Origin of the sequence: Psychrobacter sp. JCM 18901 (assembly GCF_000586435.1) — a bacterium.
In the GTDB taxonomy this organism is placed as follows: domain Bacteria; phylum Pseudomonadota; class Gammaproteobacteria; order Pseudomonadales; family Moraxellaceae; genus Psychrobacter.
In genome coordinates, this window is the sequence record NZ_BAWH01000006.1 from 1 (window position 1) to 15,772 (window position 15,772).

The 15,772-nt window shown below is 39.9% G+C and carries 13 protein-coding genes and 9 pseudogenes; 13 read left to right on the top strand and 9 right to left on the bottom strand.

Going from position 1 to position 15,772, the window contains the following annotated elements; all coding sequences use genetic code 11:
* Positions 1-643: 643 nt before the first annotated feature.
* A complete protein-coding gene (locus TT11_RS06015; protein ID WP_261869543.1) occupies positions 644-901 on the bottom strand; it encodes an Lrp/AsnC family transcriptional regulator in 258 nt (85 codons plus the stop codon).
* 400 nt (positions 902-1,301) lie between these two features.
* Between TT11_RS06015 and TT11_RS06020 the strand changes: the two are divergent.
* The 9 genes and pseudogenes from TT11_RS06020 to TT11_RS06060 all read left to right on the top strand — a co-directional run bounded on the left by TT11_RS06020 (position 1,302) and on the right by TT11_RS06060 (position 6,502).
* Positions 1,302-2,228: pseudogene (locus TT11_RS06020) on the top strand (ornithine cyclodeaminase).
* A gap of 436 nt (positions 2,229-2,664) precedes the next feature.
* On the top strand, positions 2,665-3,039 hold the full coding sequence (locus tag TT11_RS06025; RefSeq protein ID WP_261869544.1) for an arginase family protein: 375 nt from the start codon (positions 2,665-2,667) through the stop codon (positions 3,037-3,039).
* On the top strand, positions 2,994-3,167 hold the full coding sequence (locus tag TT11_RS06030) for a hypothetical protein (RefSeq protein ID WP_261869706.1): 174 nt from the start codon (positions 2,994-2,996) through the stop codon (positions 3,165-3,167). Before TT11_RS06025 ends, TT11_RS06030 begins: the two co-directional genes overlap by 46 nt.
* Complete coding sequence (locus TT11_RS06035) at positions 3,145-3,390, top strand: arginase family protein (protein ID WP_370587811.1); 246 nt, start codon at positions 3,145-3,147, stop codon at positions 3,388-3,390. Before TT11_RS06030 ends, TT11_RS06035 begins: the two co-directional genes overlap by 23 nt.
* Positions 3,391-3,486: 96 nt before the next feature.
* A complete protein-coding gene (locus TT11_RS06040) occupies positions 3,487-4,239 on the top strand; it encodes a nucleoside recognition domain-containing protein (RefSeq protein ID WP_261869545.1) in 753 nt (250 codons plus the stop codon).
* A gap of 22 nt (positions 4,240-4,261) precedes the next feature.
* Entirely contained in the window at positions 4,262-4,546 is a 285-nt protein-coding gene (locus TT11_RS06045) for a hypothetical protein (RefSeq protein WP_261869547.1), read from the top strand.
* On the top strand, positions 4,504-4,938 hold the full coding sequence (locus TT11_RS06050) for a hypothetical protein (protein ID WP_261869548.1): 435 nt from the start codon (positions 4,504-4,506) through the stop codon (positions 4,936-4,938). The genes TT11_RS06045 and TT11_RS06050 overlap by 43 nt, the downstream gene beginning before the upstream one ends.
* A gap of 324 nt (positions 4,939-5,262) precedes the next feature.
* The gene (locus tag TT11_RS06055; RefSeq protein WP_261869549.1) at positions 5,263-6,099 is read left to right on the top strand and encodes an alanine racemase; all 837 of its coding nucleotides are present in this window, start codon (positions 5,263-5,265) and stop codon (positions 6,097-6,099) included.
* Positions 6,096-6,502: pseudogene (locus tag TT11_RS06060) on the top strand (alanine racemase C-terminal domain-containing protein). The gene TT11_RS06055 and the pseudogene TT11_RS06060 overlap by 4 nt, the downstream one beginning before the upstream one ends.
* A 299-nt stretch (positions 6,503-6,801) precedes the next feature.
* Here the strand turns inward: TT11_RS06060 and TT11_RS06065 are convergent.
* Positions 6,802-7,736: pseudogene (locus tag TT11_RS06065) on the bottom strand (IS3 family transposase); the annotation flags it as partial.
* Positions 7,737-7,890: 154 nt separating this feature from the next.
* A pseudogene (locus tag TT11_RS06070) lies at positions 7,891-8,164 on the bottom strand (transposase); the annotation flags it as partial.
* A gap of 67 nt (positions 8,165-8,231) precedes the next feature.
* On the opposite strand from TT11_RS06070, the pseudogene TT11_RS06075 reads away from it, so the two are divergent.
* A pseudogene (locus TT11_RS06075) lies at positions 8,232-8,474 on the top strand (DMT family transporter); the annotation flags it as partial.
* On the opposite strand, the gene TT11_RS06080 reads toward TT11_RS06075, so the two are convergent.
* From TT11_RS06080 to TT11_RS06090, 3 genes and pseudogenes are all read right to left on the bottom strand, one after another.
* Positions 8,468-9,094, bottom strand: coding sequence for an alpha/beta hydrolase (locus tag TT11_RS06080; RefSeq protein WP_261869551.1), 627 nt, complete (start codon positions 9,092-9,094; stop codon positions 8,468-8,470). The pseudogene TT11_RS06075 and the gene TT11_RS06080 overlap by 7 nt on opposite strands.
* 327 nt (positions 9,095-9,421) lie before the next feature.
* Positions 9,422-9,967, bottom strand: a complete 546-nt coding sequence (locus TT11_RS06085; protein WP_261869552.1) for a PaaI family thioesterase — start codon at positions 9,965-9,967, stop codon at positions 9,422-9,424.
* Positions 9,968-10,034: 67 nt separating this feature from the next.
* Positions 10,035-11,031 (bottom strand): annotated as a pseudogene (locus TT11_RS06090) (NADP-dependent oxidoreductase).
* Between the two features lie 223 nt (positions 11,032-11,254).
* On the opposite strand from TT11_RS06090, the pseudogene TT11_RS06095 reads away from it, so the two are divergent.
* Positions 11,255-12,157, top strand: a pseudogene (locus TT11_RS06095) (alpha/beta fold hydrolase).
* Between the two features lie 174 nt (positions 12,158-12,331).
* Here the strand turns inward: TT11_RS06095 and TT11_RS06100 are convergent.
* The 3 genes and pseudogenes from TT11_RS06100 to TT11_RS06110 form a co-directional block, all read right to left on the bottom strand.
* Positions 12,332-12,783, bottom strand: a pseudogene (locus TT11_RS06100) (winged helix-turn-helix transcriptional regulator).
* A 196-nt stretch (positions 12,784-12,979) separates the two neighbouring features.
* Positions 12,980-13,264: a LysR substrate-binding domain-containing protein gene (locus tag TT11_RS06105; RefSeq protein ID WP_370587802.1), complete on the bottom strand. Its 285-nt coding sequence runs from the start codon at positions 13,262-13,264 to the stop codon at positions 12,980-12,982.
* On the bottom strand, positions 13,213-13,866 hold the full coding sequence (locus TT11_RS06110; protein ID WP_261869554.1) for a LysR family transcriptional regulator: 654 nt from the start codon (positions 13,864-13,866) through the stop codon (positions 13,213-13,215). The genes TT11_RS06105 and TT11_RS06110 overlap by 52 nt, the downstream gene beginning before the upstream one ends.
* Before the next feature lie 117 nt (positions 13,867-13,983).
* Between TT11_RS06110 and dkgB the strand changes: the two are divergent.
* Both dkgB and TT11_RS06120 read left to right on the top strand, forming a co-directional pair.
* Positions 13,984-14,844 (top strand): annotated as a pseudogene (gene dkgB / locus TT11_RS06115) (2,5-didehydrogluconate reductase DkgB).
* Positions 14,816-15,400 (top strand): NAD(P)H-dependent oxidoreductase, encoded by a 585-nt coding sequence (locus tag TT11_RS06120; protein WP_261869555.1) that lies wholly within the window; start codon positions 14,816-14,818, stop codon positions 15,398-15,400. Before dkgB ends, TT11_RS06120 begins: the two are co-directional and overlap by 29 nt.
* The last annotated feature ends 372 nt before the right edge of the window (positions 15,401-15,772 follow it).

The following is a 15,772-nucleotide window of genomic DNA, read 5'->3' on the forward strand; positions in this document are numbered from 1 at the left end:
TAGATATTGGTAAGAATAAAGCGCTTATTTATATAGAACGTGTGCGCATTATTGAAGGCAAAGTTTCGCTCAGTGAAAAAAAATCTGGCTACCTAAGAGTCGTTATCAAGCCTTTGTAAGTCTAGAGCCTGAAGATTTTGAGAATCTGCTATATCCGTTCTACTATACTAAGTGTGGTCAGTTTGTTTCATCTGCCGTAGAGACACTATTTTTTTGTAGCCAATCACGTAGACCCTTATTTAGATAATAATGAGCAAGAAAACTTAGTGAAGGTATGCCGTATTGCTAAGAGTCTAGAAGGTGATCCTATCGAATATAGAGAGTCATATGGAATGGCGGAGAAGTTCAGCTATGAAGTTAATATTATTTAATAAGTAGTAAGCCATTAGTAGATTTCTTGTCTTAAGCTCAGGTAAGCTATCGTCTGAGTTAAAAATACCATCGTGTTCTCATACTAAAGAACGTAGTAAAAGATACGTTCTTTAGTTTTATTGTACCAGTCAAATAAAAATTAAAAAAATCTAGGTTATAAAACGCCAATATATTATTTTTACGCTTACCTTCAGGCGGCCTAGTCACAACATCCTAAGTTAATATCTATCAGATAAACAGCATCGCTTATGCGATTTTGAGTTTAATGACATTACAAACTCGAAAGCAGAACACTTGTTTCACTATTCAAAATACCATCAATTTCTCTGACTTGACGCAGCACTTCATCAAATTCTCTCAAGCTCGTCGTGTGTATTTCTCCTACTAAGTCCCATGCCCCGTTGGTCGTATGCAGCTTAATCAATTGCGGGATACCCCGCAGTTTCCTGATCACTTGTGAAGTAGATTTTCCTGTTACTTCAATCATCATCATCGCTTTGACCGTTTCTTTATCTAATGCTTCATGCACTCGAATCGTAAACCCTAAATAGCACCGTTGTGAATCAATCTATCCAATCTATTCTGGACAGTGGCACGAGAGACTTTAAGTTTTTTTAGCCAGGTTTGAGATGGTTGCTCGACCATCTTGTCGAAGTTCAGATATCAGTTCGCTATCTAAAGAGTCATAAGTGTAATACGCCATAAAAATGCTTCCTTCATTAGATTTTGACATTATGCTAAGTGGTACCTAACAATGTGTCAAAAAAATGTCCATATTTGGTAAATTATTGACATTTTTAACTGACAATTATAATTGGTAGCATATTAATTGTCGGTTAAATAAATAATATTCATGGAATGGAGCAAAATTAATGTCTAAATTTATCGTATCACAGAAGCAGGGTGTGCCATTTGTTAGCGTACAGGCGATGGCTGAAATCATTAGTAATTATGGTATAGAACAGACCATAAAAGAATTGGTAGATGCTTTAGAACAAGATTTTTCTCGTTGGGATAGTTTTGAAAAATCCAGTCGTTTTGCTTCACATTCCAAAGACGGCGTCATAGAGTTGATGCCTGTCAGCGATGGTGAAATGTTTGCCTGTAAATATGTCAATGGCCATCCGATCAACACCAAGCGCGATTTGCAGACGGTAGCCGCTTTTGGCTTATTGTCTGATGTCGATACAGGCTATCCGATTTTATTAACAGAAATGTGTATCTTAACCGCCTTGCGTACGGCAGCGACTTCAGCACTGGTTGCCAAACATTGTGCACCCAAAAACGCCCAGACTTTAGCGCTCATCGGTAATGGTGCTCAAGGAGAGTTCCAAGCAATGGGTATGAAGGCAGTCGTGGGTATCTCAAAAGTACGTTTGTATGATGTCGACCCAGCCGCATCTGAAAAAGTAGCGCGCAACCTTGTCGATTCAGGCCTAGAGATTACTATTTGCAAAACGGTAGAAGAAGCAGTTGAAGGTGCAGATATCATCACTACCTGTACCGCAGATAAGAAAAACGCCACGATTCTGCGTGATGATATGGTCAAAAAAAGGCGTTTATATCAATGCCATCGGTGGTGACTGCCTGGCAAAACGGAGCTGGATGCCAACATCTTGTTAAGAGCCGATCATGTCATTGTGGAGTTTGAACCACAAACCCGTATTGAAGGCGACATTCAACAGCTCTCTCAAGATTTCCCTGTGACAGAGTTTCACCGCATCGTCAACGGTGAAAAAGCAGTACGCACTAATGAGGATAACTTGGTTGTATTTGATGGTGTTGGTTTTGCCTCAGAAGACTTTACGGCTTTGGTATTTTTGCGTGATTTGATCAAAAAAACAGAATGCATATGAGCTGCTTGACTTGATTCCTCAGCAACAAGACCCTAAAAACCTCTATTCGGTCGTCAAAGCTCATAGCAAAGATCGTAGCCTAGAGACGGATGAAGCGATGGCTGCATCATAAGTCATTTGAATATAGAAAAATAGGAGTTCAATGCCAGATGTGGACTCAAATGATGAAAAAAATTGTTTTATTTAATAGAGACAAAATAATGAATGATTTAATGAAAAACGTGCGAATAGTAGAAGTTTATTCAGATGTCGCAGGGCATAAAAAAAGGCGCGTCACTAGGAATCGATGCATTGCGCGCATCATCAAAAGAGATGAATGCAGACTACTATGAAAAATTGCAACTTGATAGTATAAAAAAATGAATATATACATGAAGAAGAGTCATCATTTAAGCATGCAAAATACGCCGATGTAATTGAACCTGTTATTTCTAAATTGGCGCATAAAATCAAAGATATAAGAAATGAAAATCAATTTCCAATTGTTATTGCAGGTGATCATTCTAGCTGTGCAGGTACGATGCATGGTCTAAAAATGGCGCATCCTGATGCGGAAATCGGCGTGGTTTATATAGATGCTCACGCTGATTTTCACTCACCATATACCAGCGGATCAGGAAATATGCATGGCATGCCTTTGGCGATGGCTTGTGCCATTGATAATTTGGAATGTCAGCGTAACGAGCTTTCTGAAAAAGAAAAAGAGTATTGGGAAAAGTTGAAATTTATGGCATCAAGCGAGCATCAATTAAGCCAGAAAATGTGGTGTTTTGTGCGGTTAGAGACTATCAAGAAGAAGAGATGGATTTAATCAGAAGACATAAAATCCCTTTATATAGCGTTGCTGAGATAACCCAAAAAGGCATCAGTTCTACCGTAGAGGAAATCTTCAAAAAAACTAGAATATTGCGATCATATCTATGTTTCGTTCGATGTTGATAGTGTCGACCCTTTATATGTGCCAGGAACTGGTACACCTGCAATGAATGGCCTGTCATACGAGCAAGCGATGCAACTTAATATAGAGTTAATTAAGAACAAGAAAGTATGCTGCTGGGAAATGGCAGAGATAAATCCTTTGTATAACAACTCAAAAGATGACTCGACCAGAATATTTAAAATTTTAGAAAAAGTGACCCACACACTTTTGAGCAATTACTAGTACTGAATATTTAAAATGAGTAAAAGAATCTAGCCTAAAGGGGTTTGTTAAAACCTTCTTTAGGTTGGTTAAAAAGGGACTGCGAGTAAAAATAATATGGACATTATTAAAGCCAGCGCTGCAAGTCGAGATGTTAGCGGTATCAATATCAAACAGTTTTTGAAGTTCTTTATCCCATCTATCATAGGTTTGATGCTTTTCGTATTTCCAATTCCTTATGTTGACGGTAAGTTTGTCACTTATGCAGAAGGATTTACCATTCCTATATCTGTATTGAAGGATTATATACAGGGTTATATCGGTGATCTTTTGCCGTTATTGGTTGTCACCTCAATCATGATTACCTTGTGTTGCACCTTATATACTAAAATCATGAAACCTGCATTTATTCTGAATAATGCGTTTCTAAATAATTTATTAAACGTTACAACGCCTTGGCTTATTATTAGGATGCTTGGTGCGTTCTTTGTTGTCGTGACCTATTTTAAATTTGGGTTTGAGTCAATATATTCAGACAATATTGGCGGCTTAATATTATATGAGTTAATGCCAATACTTTTTATCGTATTTTTCTTGGCTGGATTGCTGCTACCGTTATTGCTTGATTTTGGCTTATTAGAATTTTTTGGGGTTCTACTAAGTAAAGTGATGAGACCTTTATTTGGTTTACCAGGTAGGTCATCTGTAGATTGCTTAACGTCATGGTTGGGCGATGGCACTATCGGGGTCTTATTAACCGATAAACAATTGGAAGGCGGGTTCTATACCAAAAAAAGAAGCGGCAATTATCGCTACAAGTTTTTCAGCAGTGTCGATTACATTCTGTTTGGTTGTCATCTCTCAGGTTAAGCTCGAGAGCTACTTCATCAATATGATTGGGGTCGTTGCTCTATGCGGCATTGTTTGTGCGCTAATAGTTCCAAGGTTATTACCTTTATCTAGAATTGAAGATACTTATACTATCGAAAACAGTGATAGAGATCATGAAACCATTCCCGAAGGAAAAACACTATTTACCCATAGTTTACATAAAGCTGTCCAAAAAGCAGATAAGAGTCCAAGTTTTCTTACTTTCTTAAGAGATGGGCTAAAAAAATATTTTGGATATGTGGATTGGGATATTACCTGTCGTTATGGCAATCGGCACTATGTCTAATCGTTGCAGAAGAAACACCTGCATTTGATTATCTAGGTATGCCGTTTATTCCATTCTTAGAGTTATTGAATATACCGTTTGCCGCAGAAATGTCAAAAACGATCATGGTAGGTTTCGCAGATATGTTCTTACCGGCTATTATTGGTTCTTCAATAGAGTCAGAACTAACTCGATTTGTTATCGCTTGCTTGTCAGTGTCTCAGTTAATCTATATGTCAGAAGTAGGTGGATTGATTTTAGGGACAAAAATTCCAGTAAGCTTTTTCCAGTTATTAGTCATTTTTCTATTGAGAACCATTATCTCATTACCAATCATTGCGGTGTGTGCTCATATGATTTTTTTAATGATATTCATAGCAAAAACCGCCTATCAAGCTGGTTTTTGCTATTAGCATCAAGCTACTCATAAGACGATCATTTTGAAAATACAACTGCTCTCTCCGGCATGATAGGCTCGTCAGCGCCTAATGGAGAAACACTGATAGTTTGATAGTCGGTTCTTATGTCTCTTAATATCTGATATATCAATAGAAATACTTTAACTTTGAATTTATAACCACTGCGTTAAACTAAATAAGTGCTATTATAAATTTTGTTTTTTTATCAGTTAGTCAATTAATTTATCAATCAATAATCAAGGATGATGATGACCACATCTAATACTAAATCCAGTTTTTTTATCGCTTGCCATTGTCGCAGTTGCCTACGGGGTAAGCGTGCCTTCCACTGTTGCCCACGCCGCACCAGCGTTGACTTATATCGGCGATTATCCAGATACCAATACCCATAATATATATAATTCCCACAATACTCGCGCGCTTAATATCGACAATGCCAACGCTTGGCTTGAGGTGGACGCTGGCGCTTATGGCGACAACATTGAGGCAATGCGCCACCACTTAAATGGGCAGGCTGAGATTTGCGCCATCTTAAAGGCAGATGCTTACGGGTTTGGTATTAACAACTTAATGCCCACCGTTATGCAGCATAATGTGCCTTGTATTGGTGTTGCCAGTAATGAAGAGATTCGCATTGCTCACAGCCATGGCTATAAAGGGCGCATCATGCGTGTGCGCGCCGCTACCAATGCTGAAATCGAAGACGCCATGCAATATGGCGTTGAAGAGTTAATTGGCAGCCTAAAACAAGCAGAAATTGTCAATGAGCTTGCTAAAAAAGCCGGTAAAAACATTAAGTTTCATATGGCATTAAACGCTGGCGGCATGGACCGTAACGGTATTGATCTTAGCGTTAACCGGTTGCAGCAAGATGCTATCGCGATAACCAAGATGAGTAACCTTGACATTGTTGGCATTATGACCCACTTTCCAGAAGAAGACCGCGAAGATGTGCTAAAAGGGCTAACAACTTTTAAACAGCAAACCGACTGGTTGATAAAAGCCGCTAATTTAAACAGGGATAACTTGACCATTCACGCCGCCAACTCGTTTGTGTCATTAAATGTGCCAGAGGCTGGTTTGATATGGTGCGCCCGGGGGCAATATTATTTGGCGAGCCGTATTTTGAGCGTGAAGACTTTAAATTTATTATGAGTTTTAAAAGCCGAGTTGCTAGCGTTAATTATTACCCCAAAGGCTCAACAGTTGGCTATGACCGCACTTATAAATTGACGCGCGACAGCTATTTGGCAAACTTACCATTTGGTTATTCTGATGCTATCGCCGTACCTTTACCAATAAAGGGCACATACTTATCAATGGGCATAAAGTACCGGCGGTGGGCAAAATCTCAATGAATACCACAATGGTGGATGTAACCGATTATCCGGACATTAAATCGGGCGATGAGGTGGTTATCTTTGGCAAACAAGGCAATGTGGAAGTGACTCAAAACGAGGTGGAAGAAATTGTGGATACCTTATTTACCGAGATATATGCGAATTGGGGCAATGCCAATCCTAAGTTTTTAAAAACACCCACAGCAACCATGCCTTAACCATGTCTTAAATTTTAATTAGGGCATGTCATCGAATATAACAGTTGATGAAACATAAGCTATACTGCCTTCATGTATATCAAACTGAGTTCAACTATTATGACAAGACGACATGCCTTACGTGACGAGCAATGGGGAAAAAATTAAGGGGCTGTAGGATAATAGTATCAAGAGTTTGAATTATTGAAATAATTCCAGTGTACTTGTGAGTGTACATATAACTGATATTTTGAGGATAACAACAGAGATACACTGACCTATGCTGTCAAATCTGTAGACATTGACTTGGGAGATTTTAGTTACGCAGCTTGACGATAAAAATCAAACCACACCTGTCTTGGCGTTTTATAGCCCAAACCCTTTTGGATTCTAGTCCCACTGCGAGCATAGCTCTTGCCTTGCGTCGCTGCAAAGCAGTGCTTTGCTAATAGCTCCTCATTATACTCAAGCTCAATATATTTAGTGATATCACTGATGGCTTCGAACCTTGTTTTATAGTCTTCGTAATACACCAACTCATTCTTTAATATGCCCCAGAAGCTTTCTATGGCGCATTATCAAAGCAATTACCACGTCTGGACATTGAGCCCTTAAATTTATGCTTCTTAATGATCTTATGATAGTCATAACTACAGTACTGACTGCCTCTATCAGAATGCACAATCAGCCGTTGGTTGGGTCGTTTGTTCTTGATGGCCATATTGAGTGCACGGCAAACTAAATCTGCTGTCATACGCTTGTGGATAGCATAGCCGACAAGCTCTTTAGTGTAGAGGTCTTTAACACCTGCTAAGTATAGCCAACCCTCATCTGTCCATATGTAAGTGATGTCACTAACCCAAGCTTCGTTAGGACGACTGGTATCAAATTTTTGATCGAGCAGGTTTGGATAAATAAACTTGTTATGGTTTGAGTTGGTGGTAACTTTAAAACGCTTGTGACGACGGCAAACAATGCCGTATTCTTCTTTAATGCGTCTTACCATGTATTGACTGATATGATGGCCTTGCTCTGCAAGATGAGCATGCAATCGCTCACAGCCATAGCGCTGCTTAGTTTCATCATGAGCCACGCGAACCAGCAGCTCACACTGGTTGCGGTGGATCTGCTGATTACTAACACCACGATTTATCCAGTTATAATAGCTTGATGGCTTGACATCTAATACGTGACACATACAAGTGATGCTAAATATCTGCTGATTATCCTTGATAAAGATGTACTTCATCAACTGTCACTGCGGGCATAGCCCTACGTCTTGCGTCACTAAAACAGTCTACTAGACTGTTTCTTAACTGTTTCTTAACGTTCCTCATTGGCGAAGTACGCCGTGGCCTCATTCGCGCATAGCTCTCATCTTGCGTCCGGGCGAAGCAGTGCTTCGCTTTATCCTTCCTCATTTAGAATATCTCTCTCTTCCTGAGTAACTTTGAGATCACGTTTAAGACGTTTATTCTCTTCTAGTATAGCCATGAGCTCAGGATCATATTCTTTAGTACCAATAAGCTGGCCTTTATCAGCTTTGTTTTGCCAGTTAGATAATGTCTGCATGGCGATGCCAAGCTGCTTTGCAGTCGCTGAAACATTGCCCTTATTATCTGCTATCTTTTTAACGGCTTCAGCTTTGAATGCTGCACTATAGGTTCTGATTTTCTTAGTCATGATAAACTCCTCATTGAGTCGTTAGTTTACCAAGTTTGGTTCTACAGTTTTTTCAGCATAGCTCACTTTGTGCGGTGTTCCTTATATTGTCATTATGGTGGTTGCGGTCCAGCGTATTGGAACTGCTGTGGCAACGGTAGCCGTTATTTTTGGTCAGTTGAGTATGAGTGTATTAATTGATAATTTTGGTTTGCTTGGTAATGAGGTCATTAGCCGTTCAGGTAGTCGAATCAGTGCTTTGGTTTGTTTGGCAATCGCGCTTTATTTTATTTATGCGAGTAGCAAGTCTGAACCTAAAGAGGCTCAGTAGCTCGTAAAATTTTTCATAATGATATTTGCACATTGTTCAGGCGCTTCCATTGGCAGAAGATGCCCATTATCTGACAGCTCAATGATTCTCTCACTTGGCACAAGGTGCTGCCAAATTTTACGAACTTTATCGCTAATGAACATAGAGGGTTTACCAACGATAATGGTGTAGGGGACATTGAGAGTATTCAGATCTTTTAAGGCGTCATTGACGAAAGGGATGTCAAAGTAGCTTGCCAGTTCTTGCTGAGGTGCGAAAAGCAGACTATATTTCCCTTGCTCATTTTCGACCAGACTATTTTTTGCAAAGACATAAAGATTGTTGTCATCAATACGCTTAAAAGCACGATGTGACCGTAAATAGTCATAGTATGTTTCAACACTAGACCAATTCGCTTGCTTAGCTTGCGTACTTTTGAAGGGTTCTCGACTTATTTTGAACTTACTAGGTAACAGATCAATAATGAGTTTCTGTGATTTAGTAAGCGTAACGGGCTCTATTAAGTATAACTGCGAAAATAGTTCTGGACGTTTGGCCGCCGCAATCGCGGTTGCAGTAGCGCCTTGAGAATGTCCCATACCGATCACAGGTTTGTCTTGAGTTTTCTCTAAAAAAATCAATCAATATATCGGCATCTTGCTCGCGAGTGAGCTTCTTGGCGGTGGGTAAATCATGCCAATATCCGCGCATGGCGAGACTAGTGATAGTGAATTTCTCACTGAGCTTAGTTAATAAAGGGAGATAGACGCCAGCCGTAAAACCATTGCCACCATAGAAATGAGCCGCCGTCCTCGATATGTTTTTATCCCTATTACCCAATGCAGACAGGTCATAATAGCGCGCTTGTTTGTCATCTAACGTGATGGTGCGTTCGAATGTTTGCATAAAATTGGCCTTAGTGTTGGTTCATAATAAAAGTCATTTTGCGTAAAAAGTCGATATTATTATCACTTTGGCATATCAAATACTAAACAAGTTGTGGTGGCATGAGCATATAGTTTGCCATCAGGCCCTACGATACGTCCTTCAGCAGTGGCGGTTTGCCTTCCGATATGGATGATATTAGCTTCAGCACGCACCAATGGGATGGCCTTAGTCAAGGCGCGAATCATATTCACTTTGATCTCTAACGTGGTATAGCCTTTACCAGCCGGTAAGGTAGAATGAATAGCGCAGCCGACAGCAGAGTCAAGCATAGTACAAAACCAACCACCATGTACGCTGCCTAATGGGTTGTAATGTTGCTGACCTGGCCGACCCTGAAAAACAGAATGACCGTCTTCTATATGAATAGGAACAAAATCAAGCGTCTCACCAATCGGTGGCGAGGGCAACTCCCCAGCAAACATCGCGTCAAAGAGCGCCTTGCCACTCATGCTAGCTAATTGAGCAGGCGACGTTATCCCTGAAGCGCCTAATTTGGCACGTACTGTTAACTCGTCCGCTTCCCATGTCGCCAACACGTCGTTTATATCTATTTTTGCATTATCCATTTTGCAATCCTTTGTATGAGTGGTCATTTTTATGCTTAATTCTGCTACGTGTGTTCTGGTGGTAAATTTAAAGTAAATTGACCACTACTTTACCTTTGCTATGCCCTCTATCTACATGCTGAATGGCTTGTGCGAAATCCGTGAAATCATAAACCTGATCTAATACTGGAATAATATTTTCTGCTTCTACAAGCTCAGCAATACGGGACAACTGCTCGCCATTTGGCTGCATAAACAAAAAGTGATAGCGAACGCCGTGTTTTTTTGGCTTTAGCTCTAATAGGTAAGCTGAGCAAGGGGATGATTTTGCTCATGAGCCAGTTAGCATTGATGGCTTCTGCCATATTCTTATCGGGTTGTCCCGCTATACTGACAACGATACCGCCACGCTTTAGAACCTGCAAAGACTGCTCTAAAGTGTCGCCCCCTTGTGTATCAAACACTACATCATAATCAGACACGATATCCGTGAAATTAGTCTTTTTATAATCGATGACGAGGTCTGCCCCTAAGTCTGTCAGCCAATCAGCATTTTTAGCACTTGCCGTTGTGGCAACATAGGCGCCTAAATGCTTAGCGAGCTGAATGGCAATGGAGCCCACACCACCAGAACCCGCATGAATCAGGACTTTTTGACCACGTTTTAGCTGTGCTATTTCCACGAGCGCTTGCCATGCTGTCAGAGCAACCAGTGGCAGAGCAGCAGCTTGGGTCATAGAAATATTTTTAGGTCTAAGAGCAACTGACGTTTCTTTTAGAGAAGTATATTCAGCAAAAGAGCCTTGCTCATCTGTCTTAGCAAAAACCTCATCTCCCACTTTGAATTTATGAACGCTTGTGCCAATCTTAATAACGACACCTGCTAAATCATTGCCTAAGATGAAAGGAAACTGCACGGGTATCACCGCTTTAAATTCTCCTTCTAGCATGGGCAAATCAAGTGGGTTGATGCTGACAGCATGCACTTTAACCAAAACTTCATCGCTTTGAATCGTCGGTTTGGGTTGGTCGCCAAATTGAATCTGGTCGAGCTTACCATAGTGATCTATATAAGCGGCTCTCATAATATTCTACCTAAATCTAATGAGCGTAAATGGGGTTAAAGTAGCCTACGACAACGCAAGGTACTCTTACAGATTTTATTCAGTAATAGGATAATAATATAAAAATAGACTAGTTAATACTAAAAAGATAGTGACTATGATAATTTCTTGTATTATAGTCACTATCTTTTTAGTATTAACTGATATTACAAGATTTGATCCACACGCCATAGGAGACACCTCAATGTCAGTACAAACATCGCTCTATCAATGGACAACAGTACCTACTGAATTTATCAGTGCAGATGGCATTAGCTTTGCCTATCGTGAGTATGGTCAGCAAAATGGTGGCACACCCATCATATTTTTAAATCATTTGGCAGCGGTATTAGACAATTGGGACCCTCGCATTATGGATGGTATCGCCAAAACACATTACGTTGTGGCGTTTGATAATTGCGGCGTGGGTGCTTCGACAGGGAGAGTAGCTGAATCGATAGAGCAAATGGCTGATGATGCTATTACTTTCATTGAAGCAAAAGGCTTTGATAAGGTGGATTTATTTGGCTTTTCTATGGGCGGTATGATTTCACAAGAAATAGCAATGAAAAAACCCAGTTTGGTGAGAAAAATGGTGATATCGGGTACAGGGCCTGCTGGGGGAGAGGGTATCGCTAAAGTTAATAGAGTTGCTGATAGAGAGTTCATCAAGGGTTTACTTACATGTCAAGATCCCAAGGTTTTTCTGTTTTTCACTCGTTCTAACAATGGAAAGCGTGCGGCAAAAGCGTTTATTAAACGTATTAATGAACGGACTGAAAATCCTGACAAAAAAAATCAAGATTTCAGCGTATCGCGCTCAACTTAGAGCCCTAAAAAAAATGGGGCAACAAAAAAACCGGTCGATCTCTCTGTTATTAAACATCCTACCTTAGTGGCTAATGGCGAGCATGATCGTATGGTTCCTACGCCAAACACCCATGACTTAGCAAAGCGTTTACCAAACAGTCAGTTAATCATATACCCAGATGCCGGACATGGTGGTATTTTTCAATATCATAAAGACTTTGTGAAACAGACGCTGGATTTTTTAGCAAAAAAAATTAATTTTATTTGGGCGTGCCAACATTTAAATAGTGTGACTTAAAATGATAGCTGGTCACTATCCTAATATTAGTTACGCTATTTTTCTTGTTTGGCTACCATTCATCTCATTTTTATCACTATTTTTAAAATGAGAACATACCCTAACGATAAGAGAAGATTGACGTTAAAGGGTATAGCAGAGTTGTAAATGAGCGGATTATAGTTATGGAGTAAACTATGCTTTTTTTCTCTTGATGGTAGCTTTGCCAATTTCGACCCCAGTAATTTTATCAACAACTATAGGCTCAATCTCCAAACCTGTCTCTGAGTCTATAAAGACAGGCATACGAGCTCCTGTTTCACAGAGTTTATGAGCTTGTCCCCAAGCACCTAGTACAAATAATACTGGCAATATATCTTGCCCCGCTGGTGTCAGTAGATACTCCTCACGCGGCGGATGCTCTGAGTAGCGTATTTTTTTAAACAAGCCTTCTTTAACTAAGGTTGTTAAGCGCTTGGTGAGCATTGATGGCGCGATACCTAAACTACTACGAAATTCATCAAAGCGGGTTAAGCCATATGTGCATCGCGTAAGATGAGTAAGCACCAAGCATCACCAACTATCGAAAGACTATGAGCAATAGGACAGTTAGCAAGGCTGGGTCGATCTAAAGGCACTTTAGCCATGACAATCACTATCAATTTCTGATTTGTAGAGTGCCATTATAACGCAAACTGTTATCAATACCTTTATCTCATCGTAATAGGAATTGGTGGCTAGCCAGAGTTGGCAACATTGGAGTAATCACTTATAAAATATTCAAGGCCTTTTTAAAAGAAAGTCATTTTCATTATATGACGTTAAGTGTTTTTTTTACCTATCTTAAGGCATTACTTCTGCCTTCAAAAACTCGATGAAGGAGCTAACACGCTCTGATAATTTTCTATTCTTGTAGTAAACCAGATTAATAGGCTGCTGCATTTTAATCGTAATAGGCACTAATAGCGGAATCAAATCCCCTTTTTGGATATCTTGATAAGTCATAAAATCGGACAAACACACGATACCGGTCCCGCATAAGGCCAGCTGTCTTAGTGTCTCACCGCTATCTGCTTTTATATTCGTATGAATATGCAATAAATTATTAGCCGCATCATAGATAGGCAATCATTTAACTTCTCCAATGAATTAAAACCTAATAACTGATGATGAGCCAAGTCCTCCACATTTTTGGGCGTACCATGTTTTTTTAAATAAGCAGGGCTGGCTAAAATACGAATCTGGCTTAAGCCGAGCGAGGTAGCACTCAATGAAGAGTCTTTTAATTCACCGATACGAACAGCCACATCTGTACGTGCTTCTAATAAATCTACTAAACTTTCATTACTGACCAACTCGATATCGATTTGTGGGTAAGCGTTACTGTATTTATCAATTAAGGGTGCAATCACATGCAACATAAAAGGAGTAGCTGCATCAATTCGCAACTTACCAGATGGCACCTTCTTATTCTTTACCATCATATCTTCCGCATCTTCTAAATCACTCAGAATACTGCGCACACGTGCGAGATACTTCTCACCTTCCTGCGTCAACTCCAAGCGCCTTGTTGTGCGCCTAAATAGTGCGGTATTGAGCTTCTTCTCTAGTCTTGATAACGCTCTGCTTACGGCTGAAACCGTAACTCCTAAGTGTTCAGCTGCCTGACTGATGGTGCCTTCATCGACAATACTAACAAAGGTATCAAGCTCGTTAATCGTGACTTTCATTATTGATCCTTATGCAATAGTATTTTGATTTTTTGTGCCTTCTTATCAATTATAAGCATCTATATAATGACTGCCAATCCAATGAATACTTTCATAAATAAGATATAGGTGAAGCATATGACACTGCCAAAATTTGGTTTAGGTACCTTTAGATTACAAGGTGATACGGTTATTCACTCTGTGACAAATGCCTTAGATTTGGGGTATAGAGCGATAGATACGGCTCAAGCATACGATAACGAGGAGGCTATTGGTATTGCTATCAAAAATAGCGGTGTCTCTTCTGACTCAATATACCTAACCACTAAGATTTGGGTTGATAATTTATCAAAAGAAAAGCTCATTCCTAGCTTAAAGGCCAGCTTAAAAAAAGTTAGATGTCGATGTTGTTGATTTAGCCCTAATCCATTGGCCAGCGCTTCAAGCCCAGTAGCTGTTGAAGAGTATATGACCGCCTTGCTCGAAGCAAAAACATTAGGGCTGACCAAAAAAATAGGGGTGTCTAACTTTACTATCGATTTGTTAAAACGAGCTATAGCAGTAGTAGGGGCTGAAAATATTGAGACCAACCAAATAGAACTAAGCCCTTATCTACAAAATCGCCGATTGGTGAATTTCATGGATCAGCAAGGTATTAACGTTACTTCCTATATGACACTAGCATACGGCAAAGCATTAAAAGATCCTGTCATTCAAGAAATAGCCAGTCACAATCAACAAACGCCAGCACAGGTGATCTTAGCGTGGGCACTCGCTAAAGGCTACGCTGTGATTCCCTCTTCAACTAAAAGAGAAAATCTAGCGAGCAACTTAGCAGCACAAAGCATCACATTGAGCGATGAGCAATTAATTAAAATTGACCAACTCGATAGCAATAGTCGTGAAGTCAATCCTGAAGGTTTGGCACCCATTTGGATCAATCTATCTAATTTATACAAGGCAGCTAATCATGAAAAAAATATTGATATTAAACGGTAGCAAACGTTTTGCGCATTCTATAGGTGAGCTCAATGACACTATGACCCATATCGCTGAGCAACAATTACTCAGTTTAGGTCACGACGTAAAAGTGACAAACATTGATGCAGGTTATGATATTCAGGATGAAATTGCAAAATGGCTGTGGGCAGATATCATCATTCAACAAGCTCCTGCTTGGTGGATGGGTGTGCCATGGACTATTAAAAAATATATCGATGAGATTTTCACCATTGGTCATGGCAGTCTCTATCAAAGTGATGGACGTTCTCGTCAAAACTCAGAAGATAAATATGGTTCTGGTGGTCTACTGCAAGGTAAACAGTATATGCTTTCAGTAACTTGGAATGCACCTACAGAAGCATTCACTGATCCCGAGCAGTTTTTTGAAGGTGTTGGCGTTGATGGCGTATATATCGCTACTCATAAGTCATATCAGTTTCTAGGAATGGAGCCAATGCCAACATTCATGGTGAATGATGCCATTAAGAATCCGACCATTGATAACGATATTGTGCAGTATCAGGAACACCTGAGTGCCTTGTTTGCAGCGTAAATAGGGCAAGCTTTATTGCTTATGAATAATGAGTTGATCGCCTATCTGAAAATGCTGTGGTATAGCCAGTATGCCCTTATGAAGTCCAAAAATAGTAGCGATACTTTTTTACCTACAGCCTTATTGTTAAGTAGCTGTTTATTCCAGAACACTAATGCTCCTATTATGCCAATTAAAGCTGCATAAGCAATTAACAGTCAGACTAAGAATTCTGAATGTACGTCAGCGTATGGTGATCCTGATGGTGTCGAATTAGTGAAGGAGAGCCGAAACTCTGAAGATATTTCAGAGACAATATAAGTGGGTTTTGATCTAAGCTTAGTAGCTGTCCAATTTAATTGCCCTTCGTAAAGTATGATAGCTTGCGAAGGG